Below are 23,324 nucleotides of genomic sequence, written 5' to 3' on the forward strand. Positions count from 1 at the left end.
ACGAGGGAGGCGGTGGCGGTGGCGGGTCCGACCGGGGTGGTGTTCCCGCGTACCGGCGAGCGGCGCAGCACGTCCGCGCTGGGCCGGGCGGTCGTCGCCGACGCCCTGCGCGCCGTCGACCCGGTGGGCGCACGCGCCGCCGAGCACGAAACCAACTGGCGGCGCGGCTACCTGGCCCACTTCCGCCGCCTCGTCGAGGCCGGCCTGCTCAGCCGCGACGCCGCGCTCACCATCGCCCGCGACGGTCTGGCGGCCCTGCACGCCCGGATGCGGTACGTCGACGTCGAGGGCCGCGATACCGACCTCGCCGCTGCCGTCACCGCCCCCGACGACCTCGAACCACCGCAGACCGCGACCCTCACCGGCGACGGCCCGGTCGAGCGGGAACTGTCCCTGCCGTACCGGGGCCGACGGCTGCGCGGCGACGAACTGCGCCGCCGCCTCGACGACTGGGTGGCCGCCGGCGTCATCGAACCGTCGTGTGCGCAGGCCGTCGGCGCGGTGCTCGCCAACCCGGACTGGCTGGACCTGCGTGACCAGCGCATCGTGGTGCTCGGCGCGGGCGCGGAGATGGGTCCGCTGCCATCGGTGCTGCGCTGGGGCGGCGAGGTGGTCGCGGTCGACCTGCCCCGCCCGGAGGTCTGGCGACGGGTGCTGACCACGGCCCGCCGCCACGGCGGCCGGCTGCACCTGCCGGTGCGTCCCGGCACCGACACCGGCGACGACGACGCCCTCGCCCGCGGCGCCGGCGTCGACCTGCTGCACCACCTTCCCCAAGTCACGCGATGGCTCGACGGTGTCGAGGGCCGGCTCGTGCTCGGCAACTACGTCTACGCCGACGGGGCCACCAACGTCCGCGTCGCCATGGCCGTCGACGCCCTCACCGACCACCTCCAGCAGCGCCGCTCCGACGTCGCGCTGGCGTTCCTCGCCACCCCGACCGACGTGTTCGCCGTGCCGGGCGACGCGGTCGCCCACGCCGACCGCGGCTTCGCGCGGCGCGGCGTCGCCCGCCGGGCGCTGCGGGTCGCCTCCGGCGGACGCCTGCTGCACCGCAACTACCCGCCGGCCGCCGACCCGGGAATCAACGACAGCCTGGTGCCGCAGCAGGGGCCGAACTACGCGCTGGCCAAGCGGCTGCAACGCTGGCGCGCGGCGGTGGCCCGGGCGGCCGGCACGACCGTGTCGTTCACCGTCGCGCCGCCGACCCGCACCCGCTCGGTGCTGCGCAACCGGGCGCTCGCGGCCGCGTACGCCGGCGCCCACCGGTTCGGCATCGAGGTGTTCGACCCGGCCACCAGCAACACCCTGATGGCCGCGCTGCTCGTGCACGACCTGCGCACCGGCGGCGGCCCGGCGCACCAGCACCCCTGGCAGGACGAGGCGTACGCCGCCGCGCACGGCGGCCTGTGGCGGGTGCCGTACGCGCCGCGCTCCGCCCTGGGCCTCGCGGTGCTGCTCGGCCTCGGCGGCGCCCGCACCTGAGTCGGGGCTCGGTCCCTCCGGAGGTCACCTGCTCGACCAGTAGCGTTGCGGGGCATGAGGATCCTCGTCATCGGAGCGGGCGCGACCGGAGGCTACTTCGGCGCCCAGCTCCAGCAGGCCGGTCGGGACGTCACCTTCCTCGTGCGGCCCAAACGCGCCGACGTGCTCCGCGAGCGCGGTCTGCGGATCACCGGCCTCGGGACCGCGACCGTACTCACGCCACGGCTGCTCACCGCCGCCGAGATCGACGGCCACTACGACGTCGTCCTCGTCTCGGTGAAGGCCACCGCGCTGCCGGCGGCGATCGACGACGTCGCCGCCGCGGTCGGTCCACGTACGACGGTGGTCCCGGTGCTGAACGGCATGGCGCACATGGACGCGCTGAACGAACGGTTCGGCGTGGCGGCCGTGCTCGGCGGGCTCGCTCGCGTCCTCACCACGCTGGACGCCGAGGGCGACATCGTCCGGCTGGGCACCCTGGCCGAGATCGTCATCGGCGAGCAGGCGGGCGGCACGTCGCAGCGCGTCGAGCAGATCGCCGAGGCGATGTCCGGCGCGGGCCTCGACGTCTCCGTCACGGCGGACATCCGCGGGGCCATGTGGCACAAGTGGGTCTTCATCAGTACCCTCGGCGCCCTCAACACCCTGGCCCGCGGATCGGTGGGCGACGCCGTGGCCGTCCCCGGCGGCGACCGCCTCGGCGTGCAGATCGCCGCCGAAGCCGCCGCCGTCGCCGCGGCGGCCGGGTATCCGGTGCCGAAGCAGGTTCTGGACAACGTGCAGGCCTTCGTGACCCGGCCCGGCTCCACCGACACCGCCTCGCTCTACCGCGATCTGGTCGCCGGGCAGCCGACCGAGGCCGAACACATCTTCGGTGACCTCACGGCGCGGGCCCGCGCGCTCGGCGTACCCACTCCCCTGCTGGACGCCACGACGGTGGCCCTGCGCGTACACGAGCAGCACCTCGACCGCGGATAGCCCGCGTCCGCGCCGGAGCAGCACCGGCTCGGCGCGTCTATGCCCGCCGGGTATACCCGGCGGGTATAGCAGTCGTACGACCGCAGGTTCGCCGCCGCCAAGCCGATCCGGTTCGGCCAGGTCTACCGCACGCTCACCCAGCTCGAGCGCGCCGGGCAGGTGGCCGTCATGGGCGTCGAGCCCGGCGCCGGGCCCGAGCGCAAGCGCTACCGCATCACCCCCGCCGGCCGGGGCCATGGACGGCATCGCTGCGCCCCGGTGTCGTCTCCGTCATGACCGGCGGCGTGGCGACGGAGACCGTCGACCCGTTGCTGACCGACGGTGCGGTGGTGCTCCGTCGGGGCTCCAGCGGCGATCTCACCGTACGGTGCACCGAGCTCACGCGTGTCCTCTCGGTCACCTGCCCCTTGACACCGGGCACCGGATTCGTCGAGCAGGTCGGCGAGTCCACCGCCTACATCGACCTCGTCCTCGTCCCCACCGACGGATCACTGGCCGCGGAGAACCGCGTCCGCCCCCGGGCGGCGAATCTCGTGCCCAACGCGATCATCAACAGCGACCGCGATCCGATCGACTACAACCTGGAGACGTTCTTCCAGGACACCGACCGGCTGGGCGCGGTCGCCGCGCTGTTCGTGCTGCTCGTTGGGGCCTTCGGCCTGGCGGCGTCGATGATCGGCGGCGTCCTGGAACGCCGGCGACCGTTCGCGTTGCTGCGCGCGTCCGGCGTACACCTCAGCGAGCTGCGCAGGACGGTGCTGCTCGAGACCGCCACGACCATGGCGGTCGTGTCGGTGGCCGGCGTGGGCGTCGGAATGCTCCTCGCGTACGGCTCCACCCTGCAGAGCGACGTGAGCTGGCGCTGGCCCGGCCCGGAGACGTACGGGCTCATCGGTGGCGCGTTCCTCGCCGCGTTGCTCTTCTCGGCGCTCGCCCTGCCCCTGCTGAACCTCACCACCCGCCACGACGCGGTCCGCTTCGAGTAGCGGTAGCGAGGTCACTGGCTGTCGCGGCTGCGCCAGACCGCGGTCATCAGCGCCCGGGCCAACCGCGGTTGACACAGCACCGCCGTGCTGTCGGCGAACTGGTCGACGGCACCGACCGGCGGCAACCCGGCCACCTCGGGATCGTCGACACGGGCCAGCAGCGCGGCGGCGAACCGCCCGGCGTCGATGACCTGGTACGGCCGGTCGAAGAACTGCCGCCGGGTGGCCTCCACCGGCGACGCGATACCCAACCGGTTCTGCCACTCGCCGGCCCGCTCGTACGCCGCGCACAGCGCCGCCTGCCGCGCAGCGCCGCTGTCGGCGTTCAACGCCCCGGCGCAGGCGGCGGCGACACCAGCGACACCCGGCAACGCGGCGAACGCGCTGCCCAACCACTTGCTGTACGGCGCGAACCGACGGCCGAGCAGCAGACACAGCCGCATGACCTCGCGAACGAGGCGCGCGGCTATCACCCGGCCGCCCACCTCGTCGCCGGTCTCGGCGGCGCGGCCGACGAACGCCTCCTCCGCACCGATCCGGGTCCACTGGCAGGCGAGCAGATAGCGCCACACGTCGTCCGGATACCAGGAAAGACGATCACGTACGGCGCTCAGCTCGCCCACGTCGTCGTGGAACACCGCCCCACCGGTAGCCTCGGCCAGCCGCTGGCCCGGTGTGGCCAGCCAGTCCAGGACCGTCACGCCCCGGCGCGCATCGAAGCCCAGGTACTCACCACACCAGGCACCGACGTCGGTGACCACCACCCGGTGCGTCACCGGCCCGTCCGTCGGCGCCATCACCCGCACCCGGCCGTCGGGTGGCTCGAAGTGCGTCGGCCACCCGCGGAACCGCTTCGGCAGCCGTTCCGCCAGCAGGGCGCCGATCGCCCCGCCGTACCGGGCGGCGTCCGCACGGGCCAGGAACAACTCCAATCGCGGTCCCCAGTCGTGGTCCACCGAACGTTCGGTGTCGAACCCGAGCACCTCCGACCCCGGCCCGAGCCGCGCCGCCGCGTACCTCAGTCTCGGGTACGCCGTCTCCAGCAGCGGGCGCACCGCCTCTGCATGGAACGCTCGGCACAGCTGCAACCCCGGCATGAACGACGCCCGCATCCGGCCACCGTAGGGACCGCCGCATCGACGCCGCCACCGCGTTGCCGCCCCGGCCCAGGCTCGCCGTCGCGGGAACGAAATCCGATCCGCAGCGGTCAGCGCAGCTCGGCCGCCTGGCGGATCACCCGGCCCAGGTCCCGGACCTCGGCGTCCTCGGTGGCGTCGGCCGCCCGGTCGGCGATCGCCGCCAGGTCGCCCAGGCGCGCCTCCGCACCGCCCCGCAGGGCGACGGCGAAGTACGCCGCCGCGTAGCAGGTACGCAGCCGCGGGGAGGCCTCGGCGAAGTCCCTGTCCAGATCGGCTACGGTCACCGACTGGTACGTCTCGGCCGGCTCGCGGTCCCTCGGGTCACTCCAGCGCACCTGCACCCGCCCGACGCGGGCGGCCGGGGACGCCCCGTCGGCCAGCCGGACGGCGTAGAGCGCGGTGACGCTGTGCCCGGGCCCGACCTCGCCCCCGTCGACCCGGTCGTCGCGGAAGTCCTCGTCGGCGATCGCCCGGTTGTCGTAGCCGATCAGCCGGTAGGAGCTCACCATCGACTCCTCGAAGGTCACCTGCACCTTGGCGTCGAGCGCCCGGACGCTCAGCGTGGCGGGCAGCTGTCCCACGAACACCTTCCGGGCCTGCTCCCGTTCACTGACATACACCGCGAAGCCGTCGCCCCGGTCGGCCAGCTGCTCCATCAGCTCGTCGCCGTACTCGCTGCCGACACCGACGCCGAGCAGCGCGATCTGCTTGGCCGCCTCCTCGCGCACCCGGCGCAGGATCGGCTCCGCCTCGGTGCTGCCGGTGTTGGCCAGGCCGTCGGAGAGCACGATCACCCGGTTCGTCCGGCCGGCGCGGAAACCGTCGCGGGCCACCTGGTAGCCGAGCACCAGGCCGGCCTCCAGGTTGGTGCTGTTCTGGCTGTGCAGGGAGTCGATCGCCGTGTGCAGCCGCCGGGCGTCGGAGACGGGCGTCATCTCGCGGACGACCCGCGCCTTCCGGCTGAACTCGACGATGGCGATCGAGTCGGTGGGGCGGAGCTGGTCCACCAGGGTGTGCAGCGCGTCCTGCACCAGGTCGAGCCGGCCCGGCTCCCCCATCGAACCGGACACGTCGATGACGAAGGTGAGGGCGGCGTCCGGGCGGCTGTCCCGGTCCTCCGAGCGGGTCTGCAGACCGACCCGCAGCAGCCGCTCCCCGGTCGCCGCGGGGTGGGTTCCGGGCAGGCGGGAGCCGTCGACGTGCACCGCGAAGCCGTCGCCGGCGGGCTCGGGGTAGTCCTGCCGGAACGAGTTCACGAACTCCTCCGGCCGCACCTGCGAGCGCTCCGGTAGCCGACCCTGCCCGATGAGGTGGCGGGCGTAGCCGTACGAGGCGGTGTCGACATCGACACCGAAGGTGGACGCCGCGTCGTCCTCCGTTCGCGTCTCCGCCCCGCCCGACCAGGGCGTCCCGCCGTGTGGACGGGCCGGTTCGCGGGCGGCGTCGCTGCTGCGGCCGGAACCCCCGGCGGAGCAGGCGGTGACCGTCAGCACGGCGACGAGCACCGCGAGCACCGCGGGCACCACCCTGAACCGTCTCTTGTGGAGCATCAGACCCTCCCCGGCCGGACTGGCTTGGCGATCCCGACGCGTCACGACGGGATCCTCATGCCATTGACGCAGGCCGGCAGGGCATCGGATCCCGCCGTGGCCGAGCCGATGCACAAGCGTGAACGTCGTGATCGCGCCGTGTGTCAAACGTGACCTGAGCGGACGCTGCCGGCCGGCAACCACGTCGCCTTGTGATCGCCGTCGGCACACCCACCTCGTACCCTGACGTCGTGCTGTCCCAGATCACCGGCCTGTCCCGTCACTTCACCGAGGACACCCTGCGGGCATATCTGCTGAGCCGCTCCATCCGTCTCGACAACGGGTGCCTCGTCGTGCGGGGCTACGGCGGCCAGCGCGGCGGGTACCAGAAACTCGCCGGCCGCGCCTGGGCGCACATCGCGGCCTACGTGGTCTTCGTCGGCGACTACGACCCGACCCGGCAGGTGCACCACGACTGCGGGGTGCCGGACTGCATCGAGCCGACCCACCTCCGCCAACTCACCCACGCTGAAAACTGCCGCGAACGCACCCAGCGCCCGCAGTGCCGCAACGGGCACGAACGGGAGATCGACCCGACGACGGGCCGCTACCGTCGGGTCTGCCGGACCTGCAACCGGGACGCGCAGAAGCGCTGGCGTGAACGCCAGGCCGCCCTGGTCGCCGAGGGGCGCGCGGCATACCGGAGCCCGGCGCCGGGTCGATGACATCGGTGACGTTGTTCCAGCGGACCGGCCACCGCCGCAGCTGAGGCGCGGGCCTGCGTCGGGGTTCGCGGAACGCTCGGCCGTCGACTACACCAGCCTGACGGCTTACGCATACGAACAGACATTATGATGTAGCGGCGATTTGCCCGTTTGGTGAGTCTGCGTCATTTATCGGTTTACCGGTAATGAGAATCCAATAAATGGCGCGACGCTCGGCGCGGCATCGCTTTCCACTCAGGAGCGGCGCTGTGCTTCGCGGCCAGGCAGGGCGGGAAAGTGCTGGACGGGATAACGCCCGGCTTGTAGCTTGCGGTTGCCGGTGACGCTGCCTGAGGAGGTGAGACCCATGAATGCGGTAACGATGTGGGTGCTCCCCCGTCCTGTCCCGGTCGGGCGATCGACGTAGGTGTCGCCGGGAGCGCCACCACCAAGGCACTCCCGAAAGGCAGCACCAATGGACTCTCTGCGGTTCACCGCGGACCCGTCGTCGACCGAGACTGTCGAGGGCGCGCCCCACCTGTTCGACGTGATCATCGCCGGGTGCGGGCCCACCGGTGCGATGCTGGCCGCCGAACTGCGGCTGCACCACGTACGGGTACTCGTCCTGGAGAAGGAGACCGAGCCCGCGTCGTACGTCCGCATAGTCGGTCTGCACATCCGCAGCATCGAACTGCTGGCAATGCGCGGACTGCTGGATCGCGTTCTCGAACGCGGACGACGGCGACCCGCCGCCGGCTTCTTCGCCGCCATCGACAAACCCGCGCCCGAGGGCCTGGACTCCGCGCACGCCTACCTGCTGGGCATCCCGCAGCCGGTGATCGTTTGCCTGCTCGAAGAGCATGCGATCGCCCTGGGCGCGCAGGTCCGGCACGGTTGCGCGGTGACCGGTCTCGAGCAGGACGGTGACGGTGTCACCGTCGTGCTGGCCGACGGGCAACGGCTGCGGTCGCGCTACCTCGTCGGCTGTGACGGCGCGCGCAGCACCGTACGCAAGCTGCTCGGCGTCGGCTTCCCCGGCGAGCCCGCGCGGACCGAGACGCTGATGGGCGAGATGGCAGTGGGCGTGCCGCCGGAGGAGGTCGCCGCCAAGGTGACCGAGATCAGCGGGACCGTGAAGCAGTTCGACCTCAGGCACTTCGGTGACGGGCTCTATCGCGTCATCGTCCCCGCCTCGGGAGTCAGCGATCGCGCGGAACCGCCCACCCTCGAGGACTTCAGACAACAGTTGCGTGCCATCGCCGGAACCGATTTCGGCGTGCACTCCCCACGCTGGTTGTCCCGCTTCGGGGACGCCACGCGGCTGGCCGAACGGTATCGGGTCGGGCGGGTGCTGCTGGCCGGCGATGCGGCACACATCCATCCACCCATCGGCGGGCAGGGCCTCAACGTGGGCGTTCAGGACGCGTTCAACCTCGGTTGGAAGCTGGCCGCACAGGTCCGCGGCTGGGCGCCGGAGACCCTGCTGGACACCTACCAGGCCGAGCGGCATCCGGTCGCCGAGGACGTGCTGGACAACACGCGCGCCCAGACGGAACTGCTGTCCCCCGGTCCGGGGCCGCGGGCCGTGCGCAGGCTGCTCACCGAGCTGATGGACTTCAACGAGGTGAACCGCCATCTGATCGAGAAGATCACCGGGATCGGCATCCGCTACGACTTCGGCCCGGGCCCCGATCTGCTCGGTCGCCGCCTGCCGGACATCGCCGTGAAACACGGCCACCTCTACGGCCTGCTGCGGCACGGCCGCGGCCTGCTGCTGGACCGCACCGAACGCCTGACCGTCGGCGGCTGGTCGGACCGGGTCGACTATCTGGGGGATCGCACCGCGGCACTGGATGCTCCGGGCAGCCTGCTACGCCCCGACGGCCATGTCGCCTGGATCGGCGACGATCAGCGGGACCTGGACGACCACCTCGCCCGCTGGTTCGGCAGGCCCACCCAATAACTCCGCCCAGGCGATGACGGCGTCGCCGGCCCTCGGCCAGCGGCACCGTCGACTCTCGACGGTGGTCGCGCGCGAAACCCGAACGCACCCGCCGGGGCCGGAAGCTTCCGGCCCCGGCGGGTCGGGCGTCAACCGTCCAGGACCGGAATGAGCTGCTCCTCCTCGTACGCCAGGTGGGCCTCCAGGTCGGCGACGAGCCGCGCGACGTGCGCGCGGACCTCGTCGCGGTCGGCGTCGGCCGCGGTGACCGCCCGCTGGAGCTCCTCCACCAGCTCGGCCACCCGCCGGTGCTCGGCGCGCAGCCGGTCGAGCACGTCGGCCAGGTCGGGGCGCTGCGCGCCGATGCCGACGAACATGCCGGCGTCCTCGTGGGTGTGGTGCGCGTGCAGGCCAGCGCACACGGTCAGGCAGTTGACCCGCAGCTGGGCGCCGAGCGTTGGGCCGGAACGGGTCACCTCGTCGCGGATCAGCGCCAGCTCCCGGCGGAAGGCGTCGTGGATGCGCCGCAGGGCCTCGCCGAAGGAGACACCCTGCGGCGGCCCGGCGTGCTGCGCGTAGAGGGCCACGACCGGGATGACCCGGTCGGTCTTCGTCTGGTAGTCGGCCCAGCCGGGATCGGCCTCCACCGCCCGCGCGAAGATCTCGTCGCGCTCGGCGCCGGTGAGCACCTCCGCCCGCGCCGGGTAGGTGAAGGCGCCGTCCTCGACGGTGACGCCCGGGTCGGCGACCAGGTTGTGGAACCAGTCGGGGTGCCGGTCGGCGCCACCGGCGGAGGCGATCACGAGGATGCGCTCGCCGCCGTCGGGCAGGTAGCCGACCGGGGTGGTGTGCGGGGCGCCGGACCGCGCCCCGGTGGTGGTGAGCAGGATCAGGCGGGCGCCCTCGAACGGGCCGCCCACCCGGCCCGCGTTGGCCCGGAACTCGTCGATGATCTGCTGGTTGAAGTCGTTGGGCATGCGCTGCTTTCTGGATACGACACAGGGCGTGGCCGCCGCGACGCGGCGGGCACGATGGTCAACGCCGCCGGTGGCGGCGTTGAAGACAGGACCGCCGCCCGCGGCGCGGAAGACCGGACCGCCGCCGGCGGGGGCGCGCGGAGCACAGCGGCCGCCGACGGGGGCGGCGCGGAGACGATCAGAGGTGCGCGGTGGGGATGCAGGGCGGGGCGCGGGCCCCCGCCGGCCTCATCGAATGGCCGGGTGCCCTGTCCGCTCGTGGCCCATGGCCGACCCGGCAGTCACGGGACCGACCCTATCGACGCCGCGCTCCGCCGGTCAACGGAAATCGTTCTCCGTCAGCTCGATCACCCACGCCCGCCGCTCCGCGATCTTCCCGTCCCGCAGGACGAAGACCTCGGCCATGGACATGCGCATCTCCTCACCGGTGTCCCGGGTAGCCGATCCGGTCAGCTCGGCCATGACGACGTCGTCCTGCTCGACCATCCGCACCACGTCCAGGCGCGGCGGGCCGACGAAGCCCACCCCGTCGATCGCCGCGTCGTACGCCTCCTTGCCGGTGAGGTGGAACGCGCCGAACACGGTCCACTCGATGTCGTCGGTCAGGCAGGACAGGATCTTCGCGTGGTCGCCGGTGCGGAAACCGTCCAGGTAGGTCTCGACGGTCTCGGTGTTGCGCGACATGGCAGACGCCTCTCGCTCGACGGGTCGACACCCCGGGGCCGGGGTCCGCCCGGGATGATGCCCGCGGCCCCTGACGAAACCACGGCGTTGCGGCTCCCCGGTGGCGGTGCGAGGGTGGGCCGGTGACCCCAATGGCCGGTGTTGACGTCAGCCGCGCGGTGGCCTCGATGACCGAGGTGCTGGGCCCGCACACCGACCGGGACTGGTCGGTGTGCGCCGGTGACCTGGAGTGGAGTTGCTGGACGACGGCCGCCCACGTCGCGCACGACCTGATGGCGTACGCCGGTCAGGTCGCCGGCCGCGCCGGGTCCGGTTACCTGCCGTACGACCTGGTGGTCTCCCCCACCGCCACCCCCGCCGAGGTGTTGCGGGTGGTGCGGGCCTGCGCGGGCCTGCTGGCCGCCGCGGTGGACACGGCCGGGCCGCAGGTGCGGGCCTGGCACTGGGGGCCGTGCGACCCGGGCGGCTTCGCGGCGATGGGGGTGGCCGAGGTCGTCCTGCACACCTGGGACATCGCGGCCGGGCTCGGACTGCCCTGGACGCCACCGGAGGACCTGAGCGCCGCCGTGCTGCGCCGGCTGTTCCCCGGTGCTCCGGACGGCCCGCCGGTGCGGGTGCTGCTGTGGTGTACCGGGCGTGGCGACCTGCCGGGACGGCCCCGGCGCACGTCGTGGGTCTGGCACGCGGCGGTGGAGTGACGTCGGGCCGCCCGGTCGGCCCGGTATCGCCGGTCCGGCAGGGACCACCGGCGGCCAGGTGGTCGGTGCGCGTGCGGGGTGGCCGTCGATAGGGTCGCCGCCATGCGGATCATCACGGGCGCGGGTGAGTGGCGGCAGCCGGCGGACGCCGCCGCCAACGACTGGGTCGAGCATCTGCGGGCGGCGGATCTGTCCGTCGGGACGTACTGCATCCCGGCGGGCGGGGTCGACAGCCAGAGCCCGCACACCGAGGACGAGATCTACGTGGTGACGGCGGGCCGGGCACGGATCGTCACGCCGGACGGTGCGGCGACGGTCGGCCCGGGTGCGGTGATCTTCGTTCCGGCGGGCGAGGAACACCGGTTCGTCGACGTCACCGAGGATCTGGCGCTGCTGGTCGTGTTCGGCCCGGCGTACGGCTCGCGAACGGGCCGCGGCGAGTGACCGGGCCGCGCTGGGCGGGACGGAGCTGCCGTCCCGCCCCGGCTCGCCGGGCCGCACGGGCCGGGGGCGGTGGTCAGGCCGCGGCCCCGCGCCGCCACGGCAGCCGCCACCACTGGCCACGCCGCCGGGCGGGTGCGCGTGACGCGGTCACCGGGGCCGGGCGGGCGGCCGCCTGCTGCCGCTCGGAGCGCCAGCGCTGGACGGTCTCCTCGACGTTGACCGGCCGGACCACGACCTGCGGGCCGGTGGGCGTCCGCAACCACGCGACGATCTGCGCGTTGAGGTCGCCGACGTACCGGCGAACTGACTCCTCGGTGGGCAGGTCACGCACCTCGGCGGGCAGCTGCTCGATCCTGCGCCGCAGTTGCAGCGGGGTGGGTAGGAGCAGGTCGCCGGGGAGCGCCTCCCGCTCCAGGAAGCTCTTGATCCACCACGACTCGTCGTACGGCTCGTTGCGGCCGGGGATTGGCCTGCCAGCACCGGGCAGGTTGTCGAACTCGCCCCGTTCCTGAGCGGCGCGGATCTGCGCCTCGACGGTCGCCTCCCAGCGTGCCTCCACCCGGTCTCACCTCCGCGCCCACCGTATCCGCTGCTCCGATCGGGGTCAGCGCCGTCAGACCGGGCGGCATTCCCATCCGGCGACGAGCGCCGGGACGTGCCGGGTGTGGGCGACCTCACCCGAAGGATGATCATGCCGGGCGGCGGCCGGGAACGCCCCTGTCATAGGGTCGACGGCGAACTGCGGGGAACGGGGGTCGTCATGGTCACCGCCGGCGGGCTGGTGGGAATCGCCCTGGTGGCGTTGGGTCTGGTGCTCACGCCCGGCCCGAACATGGTCTACCTGGTGTCTCGGTCGGTCACCCAGGGCCGCCGCGCCGGACTGGTGTCCCTGCTCGGCGTGGCCGCCGGTTTCCTGGTCTACCTGGTCGCGGCGGTCGCCGGGATCGCCACGGTGTTCGTGCTGGTGCCGCCGCTGTACCTGGCGGTGAAGCTGGCCGGGGCGGCGTACCTGCTGTGGCTGGCGTGGCGGACGTTGCGCCCGGGCGGCACATCGGCGTTCACCCCGATGCCGCTGCCACCGGACCGGCCCCGTCGGTTGTTCACCATGGGTCTGGTCACCAACCTGCTGAACCCGAAGATCGCCATCCTGTACGTGTCACTGCTGCCGCAGTTCGTCGACCCCGCGCGCGGCCACGTGGCGGCCCAGAGCCTGCTGCTCGGCCTGACCCAGATCAGCATCGCGCTGACCGTGAACGGGCTGATCGTGCTCACCGCCGGCAGCGTGTCGGCGTTCCTCACCCGCCGCCCGACGTGGGCGAAGGTGCAGCGGTACGTGATGGGCAGCGTGCTGGCCGGCCTCGCGGTGCGGATCGCCGCGGACCGGTCCCGGGCCGCCGTCGCCACCCCCTGACCGGGCCGGTGGCCGGGATGGTCACCGCGGCCGCTCGCGGACCACGGCCACCCCGCCGGGCGGAAGGTGCACCGCCCCGTCCACCGGTTCGTCGGTGATCAGCTCCAGCCCGCTGGCCGGTACCCGCTGCCGCCGGCCTGTGTGGTTGAGCAGGAACAGCCAGCTCCGCTCCCCGTCGCGGCGGCGGACCGCCTCCACGCCGGGCGGTGCCGCCGGGCACACCGGTGTGACCCCGGCGAGCCGGGCGGCGTCGGTGAGCAGCCGGCGGTACGTGTCGTCGTCGGGGCGGGTGGAGACGTACCAGGCGGTGGCGGCGCCCACGTCGTGCCGGGTGACGGCTGGGCGGCCGGCGAGCACCCCCGAGGCGTACGTCAGGACCGGCTCCGCCCCGGCCAGGTGGACGGTCTCGGACCAGAGGGTGGCGGTGCCGCCGCCGGTCAGCGGCAGCCGGTCGTCGTCGGCGAGGGGGTGGAACTCCTCCACCCGTACGCCGAGCAGGTCCCGGTACGCGCCCGGGTAGCCGCCGAGCCGCACCCGGCCGTGGCCGTCGGCGACCCCGCTGAGGTACGTCACCAGCAGGTGACCGCCGGCCTGGACGTGCCCGCTCACCCAGTCGACCGTGGCGTCGTCGGCGAGGTAGCCGGCGGGCAGGACCAGCAGCCGGTGCCCGTCGAGCCGGTCGCCGGGGGCGAGCACGTCGCAGGCGTACCCCGACCGCCACAGCGTCCGGTGCGCGGCGGCGACCTCCGCCGCGTGGTCGACGCGCGCCGACGGCAGGCCGGGGTGGCGCAGCGCCCAGTCGCTGGCGGCGTCGCGTACCAGCGCCACGGACGCGTCGACCCGGCCCTCGACCTCGTCGAGGCGCTCCAGCAGCCCGCCCAGCTCGACGGTCTCGCGGAACACCCGGCCGTCCGGGCCGGCGTGCGGGACGAGGGCGGAGTGGAACCGTTCCGCCCCGCCGGCCGGGGCCCGCCACTGGAAGAACAGCACGCCACGGGAGCCGCGGGCCACGTGGGCGAGGCTGTGCCGGAGCATCCGGCCGGGCTCCTTGGTGTGCATCCGGCCGGCGGTGTGGATCTGGTTGGGGGCGCTCTCCATGAGCAGCCACGACGGCGAGCCGGTGCCGCGCCGGGCCCAGCCGCGGGCCAGGTCGGCCGCGAGGGCCGTCTGCTCCTCCGCGCCGCCGTCCACGGCGGCCGGGTAGTGGTCGATCGCGACGAGGTCCACTTCGGTGGCCCAGCGGGCGTGGTCGACCGGCACCCAGTCGCCGAGCACGTAGTTGGTGGTCACCGGCACGCCCGGGTGGGCCGCGCGCAGCAGGTCGCGCTGCTCGGTGTACGCGGCGAGCAGGGTGTCGGACCAGAACCGGCGGAAGTCCAGCAGGTGTCCCGGATTGGCGAGGTACTGGGTGGCCCGGGGCGTGGTGACCTGCGCCCAGTCGGTGTAGTGCTGGCTCCAGAAGCTGGTGGCCCAGGCGTCGTTGAGGGTGGCCAGGTCACCGTGCCGGTCGGCGAGCCAGCGGCGGAACGCGGCGGCGGCGTGCTCGCAGTGGCAGGTGGTGCCGTACTCGTTGTGCACGTGCCAGAGGGCCAGGGCCGGGTGGTGGGCGTACCGGTCGGCGAGGGCGGCGGCGATGCTCCGCGCGGCGGTGCGGTACGCGGGCGCGGCGGCGCAGTACGTGTCGCGGCTGCCGTGGTGCAGCCGCACCCCGTCGGCGGTGACGGGCAGCGCGTCAGGGTGCGCCAGCGAGAACCACGGCGGTGCGGACGCGGTGGGCGTGGCCAGCGCGACCCGGATGCCGTTCTCGTGCAGCAGGTCGAGCACCCGGTCGAGCCAGTCGAAGGTGTACCGGCCGGGGGCCGGCTCCAGCCGGGACCAGGCGAAGACCCCGACGGTGACCAGGTTGACCCGGGCCCGGCGCATCAGCGCGACGTCCTCCCGCCAGACCCGCTCGGGCCACTGCTCGGGGTTGTAGTCGCCGCCGTAGCGGAGCCGGCGCTCGCTCCACATGGTCCGCTACCTCCGTTTGTTTGGGATTCAACCAAACTAGGGACGAGACTCGGCGCATGTCAACGGCGGCAACGAGGCCAGAACATCGACCCCGATCGTTGACAGTTCGTTGGGAAGTTAAAGAAACTGGGACCACCGCCGGAACGCTGTCGTCGAGGAGACGCCAATGCCCTACCGCCCGCCGCTGGTGCCGTACGAGACCTTCGTGGCCGACCCGCCCGACCTGCCCGTACGGGCACCCGGCGAGGACGGCGCCGCGCTGGTCGGCCGGGCCGAGCTCGTCGCCGCCGACCCGCACGGGGTGACGGTCAAGGCGACCCTCTCCGACGGTGCGTCCACGGTGGTCCGCGTCGACGCCGTCGGCGACGGCGCGATCCGGGTCCGCCTCGCCGACGACCCGCAGGCCCGCGGCCGCGCCGCCCGCGCCCTGCCGTTGGTCCACCCGGACGCCCACCCCGCCACCGTCACCGTGGCGGACACCCGCGTCCGCGTCGATGCCGGCGCGCTGGTGGCCGAGGTCCGCCTCGACCCGTGGCACCTGGAGTTCCGCGCCCCGGACGGGCGCCTGCTGCTCGCCCAGGACCGGGGCGTCCGGGACATCAGCGGCCGCCGGCGCACCCTGCCGTTCGGGCGGTCCACCGCCGACGGCGCCATCATCGCCTGGCACGAGAGCTTCACCGCCCCGGGCGACGAACGGTTCGTCGGCTTCGGCGAGAAGTTCACCCCGCTCGACAAGCGCGGCCAGCGGGCGCTGATGTGGAACTTCGACGCCTTCGGCGGCGAGTCCGACCGGTCGCACAAGAACGTGCCGTTCTACCTGTCCAACCGGGGGTACGGGGTGCTGGTCGACAGCGGCCTGCCGGTGCAGTTCGACGTCTGCCAGTCCACCCACAGCAGCGTCCAGATCCTGGTCCCCGACGAACTGCTGGACTACTACGTGCTCGCCGGGCCGACCCCGGCCGAGGTGCTCGACCGCTTCGACCGGCTCACCGGCCGACCGTACCTGCCGCCCCGCTGGGCGTTCGGCGCGTGGATCTCCTCCGGCTTCTTCCCGGACACCCAGCCGCGGGTGCTGGAGCGGGCGCGGCTCATCCGGGACCGCGGCATCCCGTGCGACGTGCTGCACCTGGACTGCTACTGGCAGGTCGCCGGGCGGTGGTCGGAGCTGCGCTGGGACGCCGAGGCGTTCCCCGACCCCGACGGCATGCTGCGTACCCTCGCCGAGCAGGGCTTCCGGGTCTGCCTGTGGATGAACCCGTACCTGATGACCGGCAGCCCGCTGTACGCCGAGGCCGCCGAGGCCGGTTACTTCCTGCGCCGCCCCGACGGCGGCACGTACGTCGCGGACGTGTGGCACGGCAGCTATCCGGCCAGCGCCATCGTCGACTTCACCAACCCGGCGGCGGTCGACTGGTTCGCCGGGCTGCTGCGACCGCTGCTGGCGCAGGGCGTCGCGGTGTTCAAGACCGACTTCGCCGAGGGCGTGCCGGCCGACGCGGTCGCGCACAACGGGATGACCGGCGTCGAGCTGCACAACGTGTACGCGCTGCTGTTCAACGACGTGGTCGCGGCCGTCACCGAGGAGGTCGCCGGACACCGTACGGTGTGGGCCCGCTCCTCGTACCTGGGCGGGCAGCGGCACAGCGCCCAGTGGAGCGGCGACGTCAACGCGACCTGGCCGGGGATGGCGTCCACGCTGCGCGGCGGCCTGTCGCACGGGCTGTCCGGAGTGCCGTTCTGGAGCCACGACACCGGCGGCTTCCACGGCACCCCCGACCCCGAGCTGTACGTGCGGTGGGCGCAGTTCGGGGCGCTGTCGCCGCTGGTCCGGCTGCACGGCACCACCAGCCGGCTGCCGTGGGACTTCCCGGCCGAGGCGGAACGGCACGTGGTCGCCGCGTTGCGGCTGCGCTACCGGCTCATGCCGTACCTGTGGTCGGCGGCCGTCCAGGCGGCCCGCACCGGGGCCCCGCTGATGCGGGCGCTGCTGGTCGACACCCCCGACGACCCCACCGCCTGGACGGCCGACCTGCAGTACCGGCTCGGACCGGACCTGCTGGTCGCCCCGGTGCTCGACCCGGCCGGCGTACGCGACCTGTACCTGCCCGCCGGCGACGACTGGATCGACGCCGCCACCGGGGAACGGCACCCCGGCGGGCGGCACCTGCGGGTACGGGTACCGCTGGAGCGGGTGCCGCTGTACGTGCGGCACGGCGCGCTGCTGCCCCTGGTGGACCCGGCGGACACGGTCGGCGACGGCCCGTTCCGCGACGTCACCCTGGTCTGCTTCGGGGCGACCGGCGGGCGGACGGTGGTGCACGATTTCGACGGCGACACCGAGATCGAGGCCGTTCGTGACGGAGCCGAACTGCGCATCCGGACGCGAGGGCCGCTGCAGGTCGGGCAGCTGGCGCTCGCCGGGGTCGGCGACGCCGACCTCCCGGCCCGGTCACTGCTGAACGGGGAGGCGGTGACCGTACGGTCCGTGCCGGGGCTGGTCCCCGACGCGGGCTGACCGCCCGGTGCGGCGCCCGCACCGGGCGGGACGGGCGCCGCACCGGCGGGGCTGGCTCAGCCCTTCACCGCGCCGGTGATGACGCCCTTGGTGAAGTGCCGCTGCACGAACGGGTACACGATCACCGCCGGGATCACCGTCACGACCACCACCGCCATCTTGACCGCGAGCGTGGGCGGGTACGCGGTGACGCCCGGCAGGTTGACCGGCGTGCCGGAGACGTTGGGCGACTGCCCGGCGATGATGTAGCTCTGCAGCACCCGCTGGATCGGGAACTTGTCGTTGGAGTCGATGTAGAGCACCGCGTTGAAGTACGCGTTCCAGTAGCCCACCGCGTAGAACAGGCCGACCACGGCCACCACCGCCCTGGACAGCGGCAGCACGATGCGGGTGAGGATGCGCAGCTCGCCGGCCCCGTCGATGCGGGCGCTGTCGATCAGCTCGGCGGGCACGTTCATGAAGAACGCCCGGATCACCACCAGGTTGAACACGCTGATCGCGCTGGGCAGGATCAGTGACCAGATGCTGTCCTTGAGGCCGAGGCCGGTGACCACGAGGTAGCTGGGCACCAGGCCCGGGAAGATCAGGAAGGTCAGCAGGAAGTAGAAGAGCAGCCCGCGGTGCGCGACCGATCCGGGCCGGGACAGCCCGTACGCGGCGAGGACGGTCAGCAGCAGGCTCACCCCGGTGCCGAGCACCGTGACCAGGGTGCTGATCCACACCGCCTGGGTGACGTCGCCGCCGCTGAAGATGGTGAGGTACGCCGACGGGTCGATCTCCCGGGGCACCAGCACCATGCCGCCGGCCTCGTCGATCGTGCCGCGGGAGGCGAGGCTGGTCACCAGCACCGTCCACAGCGGGACCAGCACCGCCGCGACCAGCAGGGCCAGCACCAGGCCCTTGCCGAGCAGGCCCAGCGGCGAGGGCGGTTCCTCCCACACCGGGCGGCCGGCGCCGCGGCGCCGCCCGGGTGCTCCGGGCGCGGGTACGGGTGGCGGCGCGTACGTGGTCATGGGCGGGAATACACCCCCTGCTCACCGAGCCGGTGCGCGACGTGGTTGGCGGCCAGGATGAGGATCAGCCCGATCACCGCCTTGAACAGCCCGGCGGCGGCACCCAGACCCCACTGCTGGGTGGCGATCGCCTGGTAGTACACGAACGTGTCCAGCACCTCGGCGGCGTCCCGGCCGACCGCGTCGCGTTGCAGGATGAACTGCTCGAAGCCCACCGACAGCGCGTCCCCGAGCCGCATGATCAGCAGCAGCACGATCACCGGGCGCAGGCCCGGCAGGGTGATGTGCCACAGCCGCCGCCACCGTCCGGCCCCGTCGGCGGCCGCCGCCTCGTACAGGTTGGTGTCGATCGCCGACAGCGCGGCGAGGAAGACGATCGCGCCCCAGCCGAGGTCCTTCCACACCGCCTCGGCGGTGACCAGGACGATGAACGTGTCCGGGTTGGTCATCACGTCCCACGGCTGCAGGCCGGCCTGGCGCAGCTCCTGCGCCAGCAGGCCGGCCCCGCCGAGGGTCTGCACGAAGAACGTCACCACCAGCACCCAGCTGAAGAAGTGCGGCAGGTAGACGACGCTCTGCACGAAGCCGCGCACGCGCCCGGACACGACGCTGTTGAGCAGCAGCGCCAGCATGATCGGCAGCGGGAAGAAGAAGACCAGCTGGAAGGCCGTGATGCTCAGCGTGTTGCGCACCGCGTCCCAGAACAGCGGGTCGCGGAACAGCGCCTCGAAGTTGCCGAAGCCGATCCACTCGCTGCCCAGGAAGGCGTCGATCGGGTCCGCACCGACGAACGGGTTGTAGTCCTGGAAGGCGATGACGTTGCCCAGCGTGGGCACGTAGTGGAAGACCAGCAGCAGGGCCGCGGCCGGGGCCGCCATCGCCAGCAGCGGCCAGTCGCGGCGCAGCCGGGCCCGGAGGGTACGCCGGCGGCGCCGGGCGGGCCGGGCCGGCGTACGCCGGGGCGGGGCGGGCCGGTCACCGGCCGGCGAGTCGACCGCGTCGACCGCGCCGGCGGTGCCGGTGGTGCCGGGAGCGCTCATCGGCCGTTGTCGGCGAGTGCCTTCTCGTGGAACGCGCGCCCCTCCTCGCCGCCGTTGGCGAGGAACTCCTTGCGGACCTGCTCGAGGTCACCGATCGGGCGCCGGCCGCGGAGGATGTCGCGGATCTTGTCCTCGGTCGGCTGGATGAGCTTCGACCAGTTGGCGGGCAGTTCGAGCTTGATCCCGGCGAACAGGTCCTTCTCCATCTGCGCGATGTTCTTCTGGTAGTAGCCGATGTAGTCCTGCACGTAGTTCGGGGTGTCGCCGCTGCGGACCTTGACCGGGACCCGGCCGCCGATGTGGGTGTACTGGGCGCCCATCTCCTTGCGACCCAGCTCGGTGGGGACGGGGCTGCCGTCGGCCGCCCGGGTGAAGTGCCGGCCCTCCACGCCGTACTCGCGCAGCTCGAACTCGCGGCTGCCGAACGGCGCGGCGCACCAGTCGAGTACGCGGAGCAGCTCGTCGACCCGCTCGGCGGGCAGGTCCTTCTTGAGGAAGGTGAAGAAGACCGGCTTTTCGCTGCCCCAGATCACCGGTGCGGCGCCGTTGACGCCGAAGACCGGCATCGGCTGCATGTCGAAGCTGGGCAGCTCCTTGACCCGCTCGCTCTGCATGCCCTGCCACGCGCCGAGGCCGTCCTGGTACATGAGGATCTTGCCGGCCTTGAACAGCTGCTTCTCGTCGGCGCCCTTGCTGGCGACGGTCTCCGGGTGGATCAGATCCTCGGCGAACAGCCGTGCGGTGAACTCCAGCGCGGCGGCGAAGGCCGGATTCTCGAACTTGTGCTCGAGGCCGCCGTCGGGCTTCTTGCGCCAGGTCTGGTGGCAGCCGAAGAACTGCTGGACCATGTCGAAGACGCTGCCGAAGGCCCACACGCCCTTGGCCGGGTCGGTGACCTGCTTGCCGATCTCGTAGAGCTGTTCGGGGCTGGTGGGGGCGGTCAACCCGGCCTTCGCGAACAGGTCCCGGCGGTGGAACAGGGCGTACGCGAACGGCCCGTCGGTGGGGAACGGCACCGCGTACAGGCGCCCGCCCCAGACCGAGTACTCCCACGCGCCGGTGGGCAGCGACGCCAGGTACGGGTACTTCGCGGCGGCGTCGCCCTTGAGGCTGTCGGTGAGGTCGGTGAACAGGGCCTTGACCGCGTCGGAGAACCGGGCGACCTTGTCCACCTCCCAGTTCGGCACGCAGAGCAGGTCCGGTACGTCGCGGGCGCCGAGCATCGCGTTGAGCTTGTCGGCGTACGTGTTGCCGTCCTGCAGGCTGGGGTCGACCTCGACGCCGAGCTTGGCGTTGACCGCGGCGAGGTACGAGTTGCGGCCCACCGGCGGCGGGGTCGGCCCCCACCAGGGGCTCATGGTCCGGATCGACGCTCCGCCGCGACCGGGCTGCTCGGTGACCGCGTCCACGAGCTGCCGCGGGTAGCTCAGGTACCCGTCGGGGATCGGCCCCTCCCCGGCGATGTCCGGCTTGAGGACCTCGGCGGGCCGGTACGCGGGCAGCACGGAGCGGATCGCGTCGGCGCCGGTGGCGCTGCCCCGGCTGCCCGCCTCCTTGCTGCACCCGGCGAGGCCGGTGCCGCCGACGCTCGCGGCGGCACCCAGCCCGAGCAGGCGCAGCACGGTCCGGCGGTCGGTGGCTGCGCCCGGCAGGGACGGCTTCACGGCGCACTCCCTTCGTGGTCGGGAACTCGGGTTTGCCGGGCGTACCGCCTCGGCTAGAGTTAGTTGGGTTTCTAGCCGAACAAACTAATCGACGGTCAGGCGTCCCCACAAGACACAGGCGTACCGGCCGGGGCGGCGGTAGGCGAAGATGGACGCGCCACACCCGTCGGGATCCCGCACGGTCGGCGCAGGGAGCGAGCAGACAGTGATCAGCATCCACACGGAACCGCAGCCGAGCGACCTCGGCGACGTGCGGGTCGCCAACCGGGCCGTGGTCCTGCGCCACGTCCGGCTGCACGCGCCCTGCTCCCGGGCGGACATCGCCGCCCGGACCGGCCTGAACAAGGCCACCGTGTCCAGCCTGGTCACCGAGCTGATCGACCGCCGGCTGCTGCGCGAGACCGGCCTCACCGAGAACCGCGTCGGCCGGCCCGCGACCATGCTGGTGCTCGACGGCGAGCCGTACGCCGCGCTCGGCGCCCAGATCGCAGCCGACGAGTTGGTCGTGCTGGCCGTCGATCTGGGCGGCAACCGCCTGCTGACCTGGCGGCGCGCCTTCGCCGCCGGCACCGCCTCCCCCACCGACACCGTGGACGCACTGGCGGCCCTGACCCGCCGGGCCGTCGGGCGGGTCACCGCCCAGGGCCGCACGGTCCTGGGCCTCACGGTCGCGGTGCCCGGCCTCGTCGACGCGGCCGGCGCCGCACCGCTGGCCACCGCGCTGGGCTGGCGCGACGTGCCGGTGGCGGCCGAGCTACGGGCCGCCCTGCGCGACCCCGGCTTCACCGTCGAGGTCGACAGCGACGCCAACCTCGCGGTGCTGGCCGAGCAGCGCCACGGCGGCTACGCCGGCACCGCCGACCTGGTGCACCTCGCCGGGGGCGCCGCGGTCGGCGCCGGCGTGGTCGCCGGTGGTCGCCTGTTGCGCGGCAGCCGCGGGTTCGCCGGCGGGATCGGGCACGTCGGCCTGGACGACGCCGGCCCCGCCTGCGAGTGCGGCCGTCGCGGGTGCCTGACCGCGCTCACCGGGCTGCCGGCCGTGGTCCGCCGGCTGCTGCCCGACGCCGACGCCGACGGGCCGGTCACCGACTACCTGCCCGAGCTGGAACGCATCCAGGTGCTGGCCCGCTCCGGCGACCCCGCCGTCCTGGCCGGGCTGGCCGGAATCGGCCGTGACCTGGGCCGGGGTGTGGCGGTGCTGGCCAACCTGCTCAACCCGGAGGCGGTCGTGCTGGGCGGGCACTTCGCGACGCTCGCGCCGTGGCTGGTGCCGGCGGCCCGCTCCGAACTGGCCACGCGCACCCACGCCCCCGGCGCCGGTGGCTGCCGGCTCGACGCGTCCACCCTCGGCCCGACGGCCGCCGCCCTCGGCGGCGCCACCGCCGCTCTGTCGATCGTGGAGTCCGGTCGCCTCCCGACCGCCTGACCCGCGTCGCCCTGTCCCCGTCTGCCGGTGCGCGGCTCTCGCGCGTCGCCCTGTCCCCGCCGGCCGGCTCACCCCTGCGGCGCAGGCCATCGGGTGGGCCGCACCGAGCCTCCGCTGCGGCGGCTGGCTGCACCCCCAGTAGGACCGGCCGAGGGCACCGACCGCGGCCGGCGGCCGGCGGCCGGGGGCCGGGGGCCGGGGGCCGGAGATGATTCGGCGAACAGCGATATGCCGCAGCGGCATATTCATGACGGACCGGAATATCGCCCAACCGCCACGTACCCTCCGGCCGGCGTCCCGCCGAGCCGCGCCAGCGACCGGCCGGGACCACGCACCACGGCGAGCCGCGCTGTTGCCCCTGGGGACCACGCAACACACCGAGCCGCGTGGACGACCGGCCGGGACCACGCAACACACCGAGCCGCGCCGGCGACGCCCCGGGACAACACGCCGAGCCGCACAGGCGACCGGCCGGAACCAGGCAACACCGGATCGCGCCGGCGACCCGCCGCGGCCACGCCGGTGACCCGCCCGGTCTGCCGGAGAACGCCGGCCGCACGTCGGTGTGCCGCGGTGATCACGGACGGGCGGGCCCGCCGTACCCGGCACGTCGGGCGTGGGTTCGATCGACGGCGATGAAGGGCCTTGACCCGAGCGGGGTGCGATGCCAACCTCGGAT

The 23,324-nt window shown here is 73.4% G+C and carries 20 protein-coding genes; 11 read left to right on the forward strand and 9 right to left on the reverse strand.

Annotated features, from left to right (window positions below):
- Positions 1-18 precede the first annotated feature (18 nt).
- The 4 genes from EV376_RS20300 to EV376_RS20315 all read left to right on the forward strand — a co-directional run bounded on the left by EV376_RS20300 (position 19) and on the right by EV376_RS20315 (position 3,449).
- On the forward strand, positions 19-1,485 hold the full coding sequence (locus EV376_RS20300; RefSeq protein WP_130325553.1) for a hypothetical protein: 1,467 nt from the start codon (positions 19-21) through the stop codon (positions 1,483-1,485).
- 54 nt (positions 1,486-1,539) lie between these two features.
- Positions 1,540-2,463 (forward strand): ketopantoate reductase family protein, encoded by a 924-nt coding sequence (locus tag EV376_RS20305; RefSeq protein ID WP_130325555.1) that lies wholly within the window; start codon positions 1,540-1,542, stop codon positions 2,461-2,463.
- Between the two features lie 105 nt (positions 2,464-2,568).
- The gene (locus EV376_RS20310) at positions 2,569-2,739 is read left to right on the forward strand and encodes a PadR family transcriptional regulator (RefSeq protein ID WP_486482910.1); all 171 of its coding nucleotides are present in this window, start codon (positions 2,569-2,571) and stop codon (positions 2,737-2,739) included.
- Complete coding sequence (locus EV376_RS20315) at positions 2,736-3,449, forward strand: ABC transporter permease (protein ID WP_130325557.1); 714 nt, start codon at positions 2,736-2,738, stop codon at positions 3,447-3,449. Before EV376_RS20310 ends, EV376_RS20315 begins: the two co-directional genes overlap by 4 nt.
- Positions 3,450-3,460: 11 nt before the next feature.
- On the opposite strand, the gene EV376_RS20320 is transcribed toward EV376_RS20315, so the two are convergent.
- Positions 3,461-4,561 carry a DUF4037 domain-containing protein gene (locus tag EV376_RS20320; protein WP_130325559.1) on the reverse strand — a complete coding sequence of 367 codons (1,101 nt, stop codon included), beginning with the start codon at positions 4,559-4,561 and terminating at the stop codon, positions 3,461-3,463.
- A 95-nt stretch (positions 4,562-4,656) separates the two neighbouring features.
- The gene (locus EV376_RS20325; RefSeq protein WP_130325561.1) at positions 4,657-6,138 is read right to left on the reverse strand and encodes a YfbK domain-containing protein; all 1,482 of its coding nucleotides are present in this window, start codon (positions 6,136-6,138) and stop codon (positions 4,657-4,659) included.
- Positions 6,139-6,368: 230 nt separating this feature from the next.
- Here EV376_RS20325 and EV376_RS20330 point away from each other — a divergent pair, with 230 nt between their 5' ends.
- Together EV376_RS20330 and rox are read left to right on the forward strand one after the other, a co-directional pair.
- Entirely contained in the window at positions 6,369-6,842 is a 474-nt protein-coding gene (locus EV376_RS20330; RefSeq protein ID WP_130325563.1) for an HNH endonuclease, read from the forward strand.
- 517 nt (positions 6,843-7,359) lie between these two features.
- Positions 7,360-8,784, forward strand: a complete 1,425-nt coding sequence (gene rox / locus EV376_RS20335) for a rifampin monooxygenase (RefSeq protein WP_486482911.1) — start codon at positions 7,360-7,362, stop codon at positions 8,782-8,784.
- Positions 8,785-8,912: 128 nt separating this feature from the next.
- Here the strand turns inward: rox and EV376_RS20340 are convergent, their stop codons facing one another.
- Positions 8,913-9,740, reverse strand: a complete 828-nt coding sequence (locus EV376_RS20340) for a nitroreductase/quinone reductase family protein (protein ID WP_130325565.1) — start codon at positions 9,738-9,740, stop codon at positions 8,913-8,915.
- 318 nt (positions 9,741-10,058) lie between these two features.
- On the reverse strand, positions 10,059-10,424 hold the full coding sequence (locus EV376_RS20345) for a nuclear transport factor 2 family protein (RefSeq protein WP_130325567.1): 366 nt from the start codon (positions 10,422-10,424) through the stop codon (positions 10,059-10,061).
- A 131-nt stretch (positions 10,425-10,555) separates the two neighbouring features.
- Here EV376_RS20345 and EV376_RS20350 point away from each other — a divergent pair, with 131 nt between their 5' ends.
- Positions 10,556-11,122: a maleylpyruvate isomerase N-terminal domain-containing protein gene (locus EV376_RS20350; RefSeq protein ID WP_130328767.1), complete on the forward strand. Its 567-nt coding sequence runs from the start codon at positions 10,556-10,558 to the stop codon at positions 11,120-11,122.
- 102 nt (positions 11,123-11,224) lie between these two features.
- Positions 11,225-11,566, forward strand: coding sequence for a cupin domain-containing protein (locus EV376_RS20355; protein WP_130325569.1), 342 nt, complete (start codon positions 11,225-11,227; stop codon positions 11,564-11,566).
- Between the two features lie 73 nt (positions 11,567-11,639).
- On the opposite strand, the gene EV376_RS20360 is transcribed toward EV376_RS20355, so the two are convergent.
- Positions 11,640-12,125, reverse strand: coding sequence for a DnaJ family domain-containing protein (locus EV376_RS20360; RefSeq protein ID WP_130325571.1), 486 nt, complete (start codon positions 12,123-12,125; stop codon positions 11,640-11,642).
- 201 nt (positions 12,126-12,326) lie between these two features.
- On the opposite strand from EV376_RS20360, the gene EV376_RS20365 reads away from it, so the two are divergent.
- Positions 12,327-12,977 carry a LysE family translocator gene (locus EV376_RS20365; RefSeq protein ID WP_130328768.1) on the forward strand — a complete coding sequence of 217 codons (651 nt, stop codon included), beginning with the start codon at positions 12,327-12,329 and terminating at the stop codon, positions 12,975-12,977.
- Between the two features lie 21 nt (positions 12,978-12,998).
- Here EV376_RS20365 and EV376_RS20370 read toward each other — a convergent pair whose 3' ends face one another.
- Entirely contained in the window at positions 12,999-14,987 is a 1,989-nt protein-coding gene (locus EV376_RS20370) for a beta-galactosidase (RefSeq protein ID WP_130325573.1), read from the reverse strand.
- Positions 14,988-15,153: 166 nt separating this feature from the next.
- On the opposite strand from EV376_RS20370, the gene EV376_RS20375 reads away from it, so the two are divergent.
- On the forward strand, positions 15,154-17,502 hold the full coding sequence (locus tag EV376_RS20375) for a TIM-barrel domain-containing protein (RefSeq protein ID WP_130325575.1): 2,349 nt from the start codon (positions 15,154-15,156) through the stop codon (positions 17,500-17,502).
- Between the two features lie 56 nt (positions 17,503-17,558).
- Here EV376_RS20375 and EV376_RS20380 read toward each other — a convergent pair whose 3' ends face one another.
- Genes EV376_RS20380 through EV376_RS20390 form a run of 3 tightly spaced genes read right to left on the reverse strand, consistent with a single transcriptional unit; the run spans position 17,559 to position 21,219 of the window.
- The gene (locus EV376_RS20380) at positions 17,559-18,515 is read right to left on the reverse strand and encodes a carbohydrate ABC transporter permease (protein ID WP_130325577.1); all 957 of its coding nucleotides are present in this window, start codon (positions 18,513-18,515) and stop codon (positions 17,559-17,561) included.
- Entirely contained in the window at positions 18,512-19,555 is a 1,044-nt protein-coding gene (locus tag EV376_RS20385; RefSeq protein ID WP_130325579.1) for an ABC transporter permease subunit, read from the reverse strand. Before EV376_RS20385 ends, EV376_RS20380 begins: the two co-directional genes overlap by 4 nt.
- Positions 19,552-21,219, reverse strand: a complete 1,668-nt coding sequence (locus EV376_RS20390; protein ID WP_130325581.1) for an extracellular solute-binding protein — start codon at positions 21,217-21,219, stop codon at positions 19,552-19,554. The genes EV376_RS20385 and EV376_RS20390 overlap by 4 nt, the downstream gene beginning before the upstream one ends.
- Before the next feature lie 205 nt (positions 21,220-21,424).
- Between EV376_RS20390 and EV376_RS20395 the strand changes: the two genes are divergently transcribed.
- Positions 21,425-22,645, forward strand: a complete 1,221-nt coding sequence (locus EV376_RS20395) for an ROK family transcriptional regulator (RefSeq protein ID WP_486482720.1) — start codon at positions 21,425-21,427, stop codon at positions 22,643-22,645.
- The last annotated feature ends 679 nt before the right edge of the window (positions 22,646-23,324 follow it).

The sequence above is a fragment of the Micromonospora sp. CNZ295 genome (genome assembly GCF_004217535.1).

Bases quoted from the DNA above. Each gene is read 5' to 3' on its own strand.
- EV376_RS20325 (WP_130325561.1), bottom strand. From the start codon at position 6,138: ATGCTCCACAAGAGACGGTTCAGGGTGGTGCCCGCGGTGCTCGCGGTG.
- EV376_RS20380 (WP_130325577.1), bottom strand. From the start codon at position 18,515: ATGACCACGTACGCGCCGCCACCCGTACCCGCGCCCGGAGCACCCGGG.
- EV376_RS20370 (WP_130325573.1), bottom strand. From the start codon at position 14,987: ATGTGGAGCGAGCGCCGGCTCCGCTACGGCGGCGACTACAACCCCGAG.
- EV376_RS20315 (WP_130325557.1), top strand. From the start codon at position 2,736: ATGACCGGCGGCGTGGCGACGGAGACCGTCGACCCGTTGCTGACCGAC.
- EV376_RS20375 (WP_130325575.1), top strand. From the start codon at position 15,154: ATGCCCTACCGCCCGCCGCTGGTGCCGTACGAGACCTTCGTGGCCGAC.
- EV376_RS20345 (WP_130325567.1), bottom strand. From the start codon at position 10,424: ATGTCGCGCAACACCGAGACCGTCGAGACCTACCTGGACGGTTTCCGC.
- EV376_RS20340 (WP_130325565.1), bottom strand. From the start codon at position 9,740: ATGCCCAACGACTTCAACCAGCAGATCATCGACGAGTTCCGGGCCAAC.
- EV376_RS20355 (WP_130325569.1), top strand. From the start codon at position 11,225: ATGCGGATCATCACGGGCGCGGGTGAGTGGCGGCAGCCGGCGGACGCC.
- EV376_RS20320 (WP_130325559.1), bottom strand. From the start codon at position 4,561: ATGCGGGCGTCGTTCATGCCGGGGTTGCAGCTGTGCCGAGCGTTCCAT.
- EV376_RS20385 (WP_130325579.1), bottom strand. From the start codon at position 19,555: ATGAGCGCTCCCGGCACCACCGGCACCGCCGGCGCGGTCGACGCGGTC.
- EV376_RS20365 (WP_130328768.1), top strand. From the start codon at position 12,327: ATGGTCACCGCCGGCGGGCTGGTGGGAATCGCCCTGGTGGCGTTGGGT.
- EV376_RS20350 (WP_130328767.1), top strand. From the start codon at position 10,556: ATGGCCGGTGTTGACGTCAGCCGCGCGGTGGCCTCGATGACCGAGGTG.
- EV376_RS20305 (WP_130325555.1), top strand. From the start codon at position 1,540: ATGAGGATCCTCGTCATCGGAGCGGGCGCGACCGGAGGCTACTTCGGC.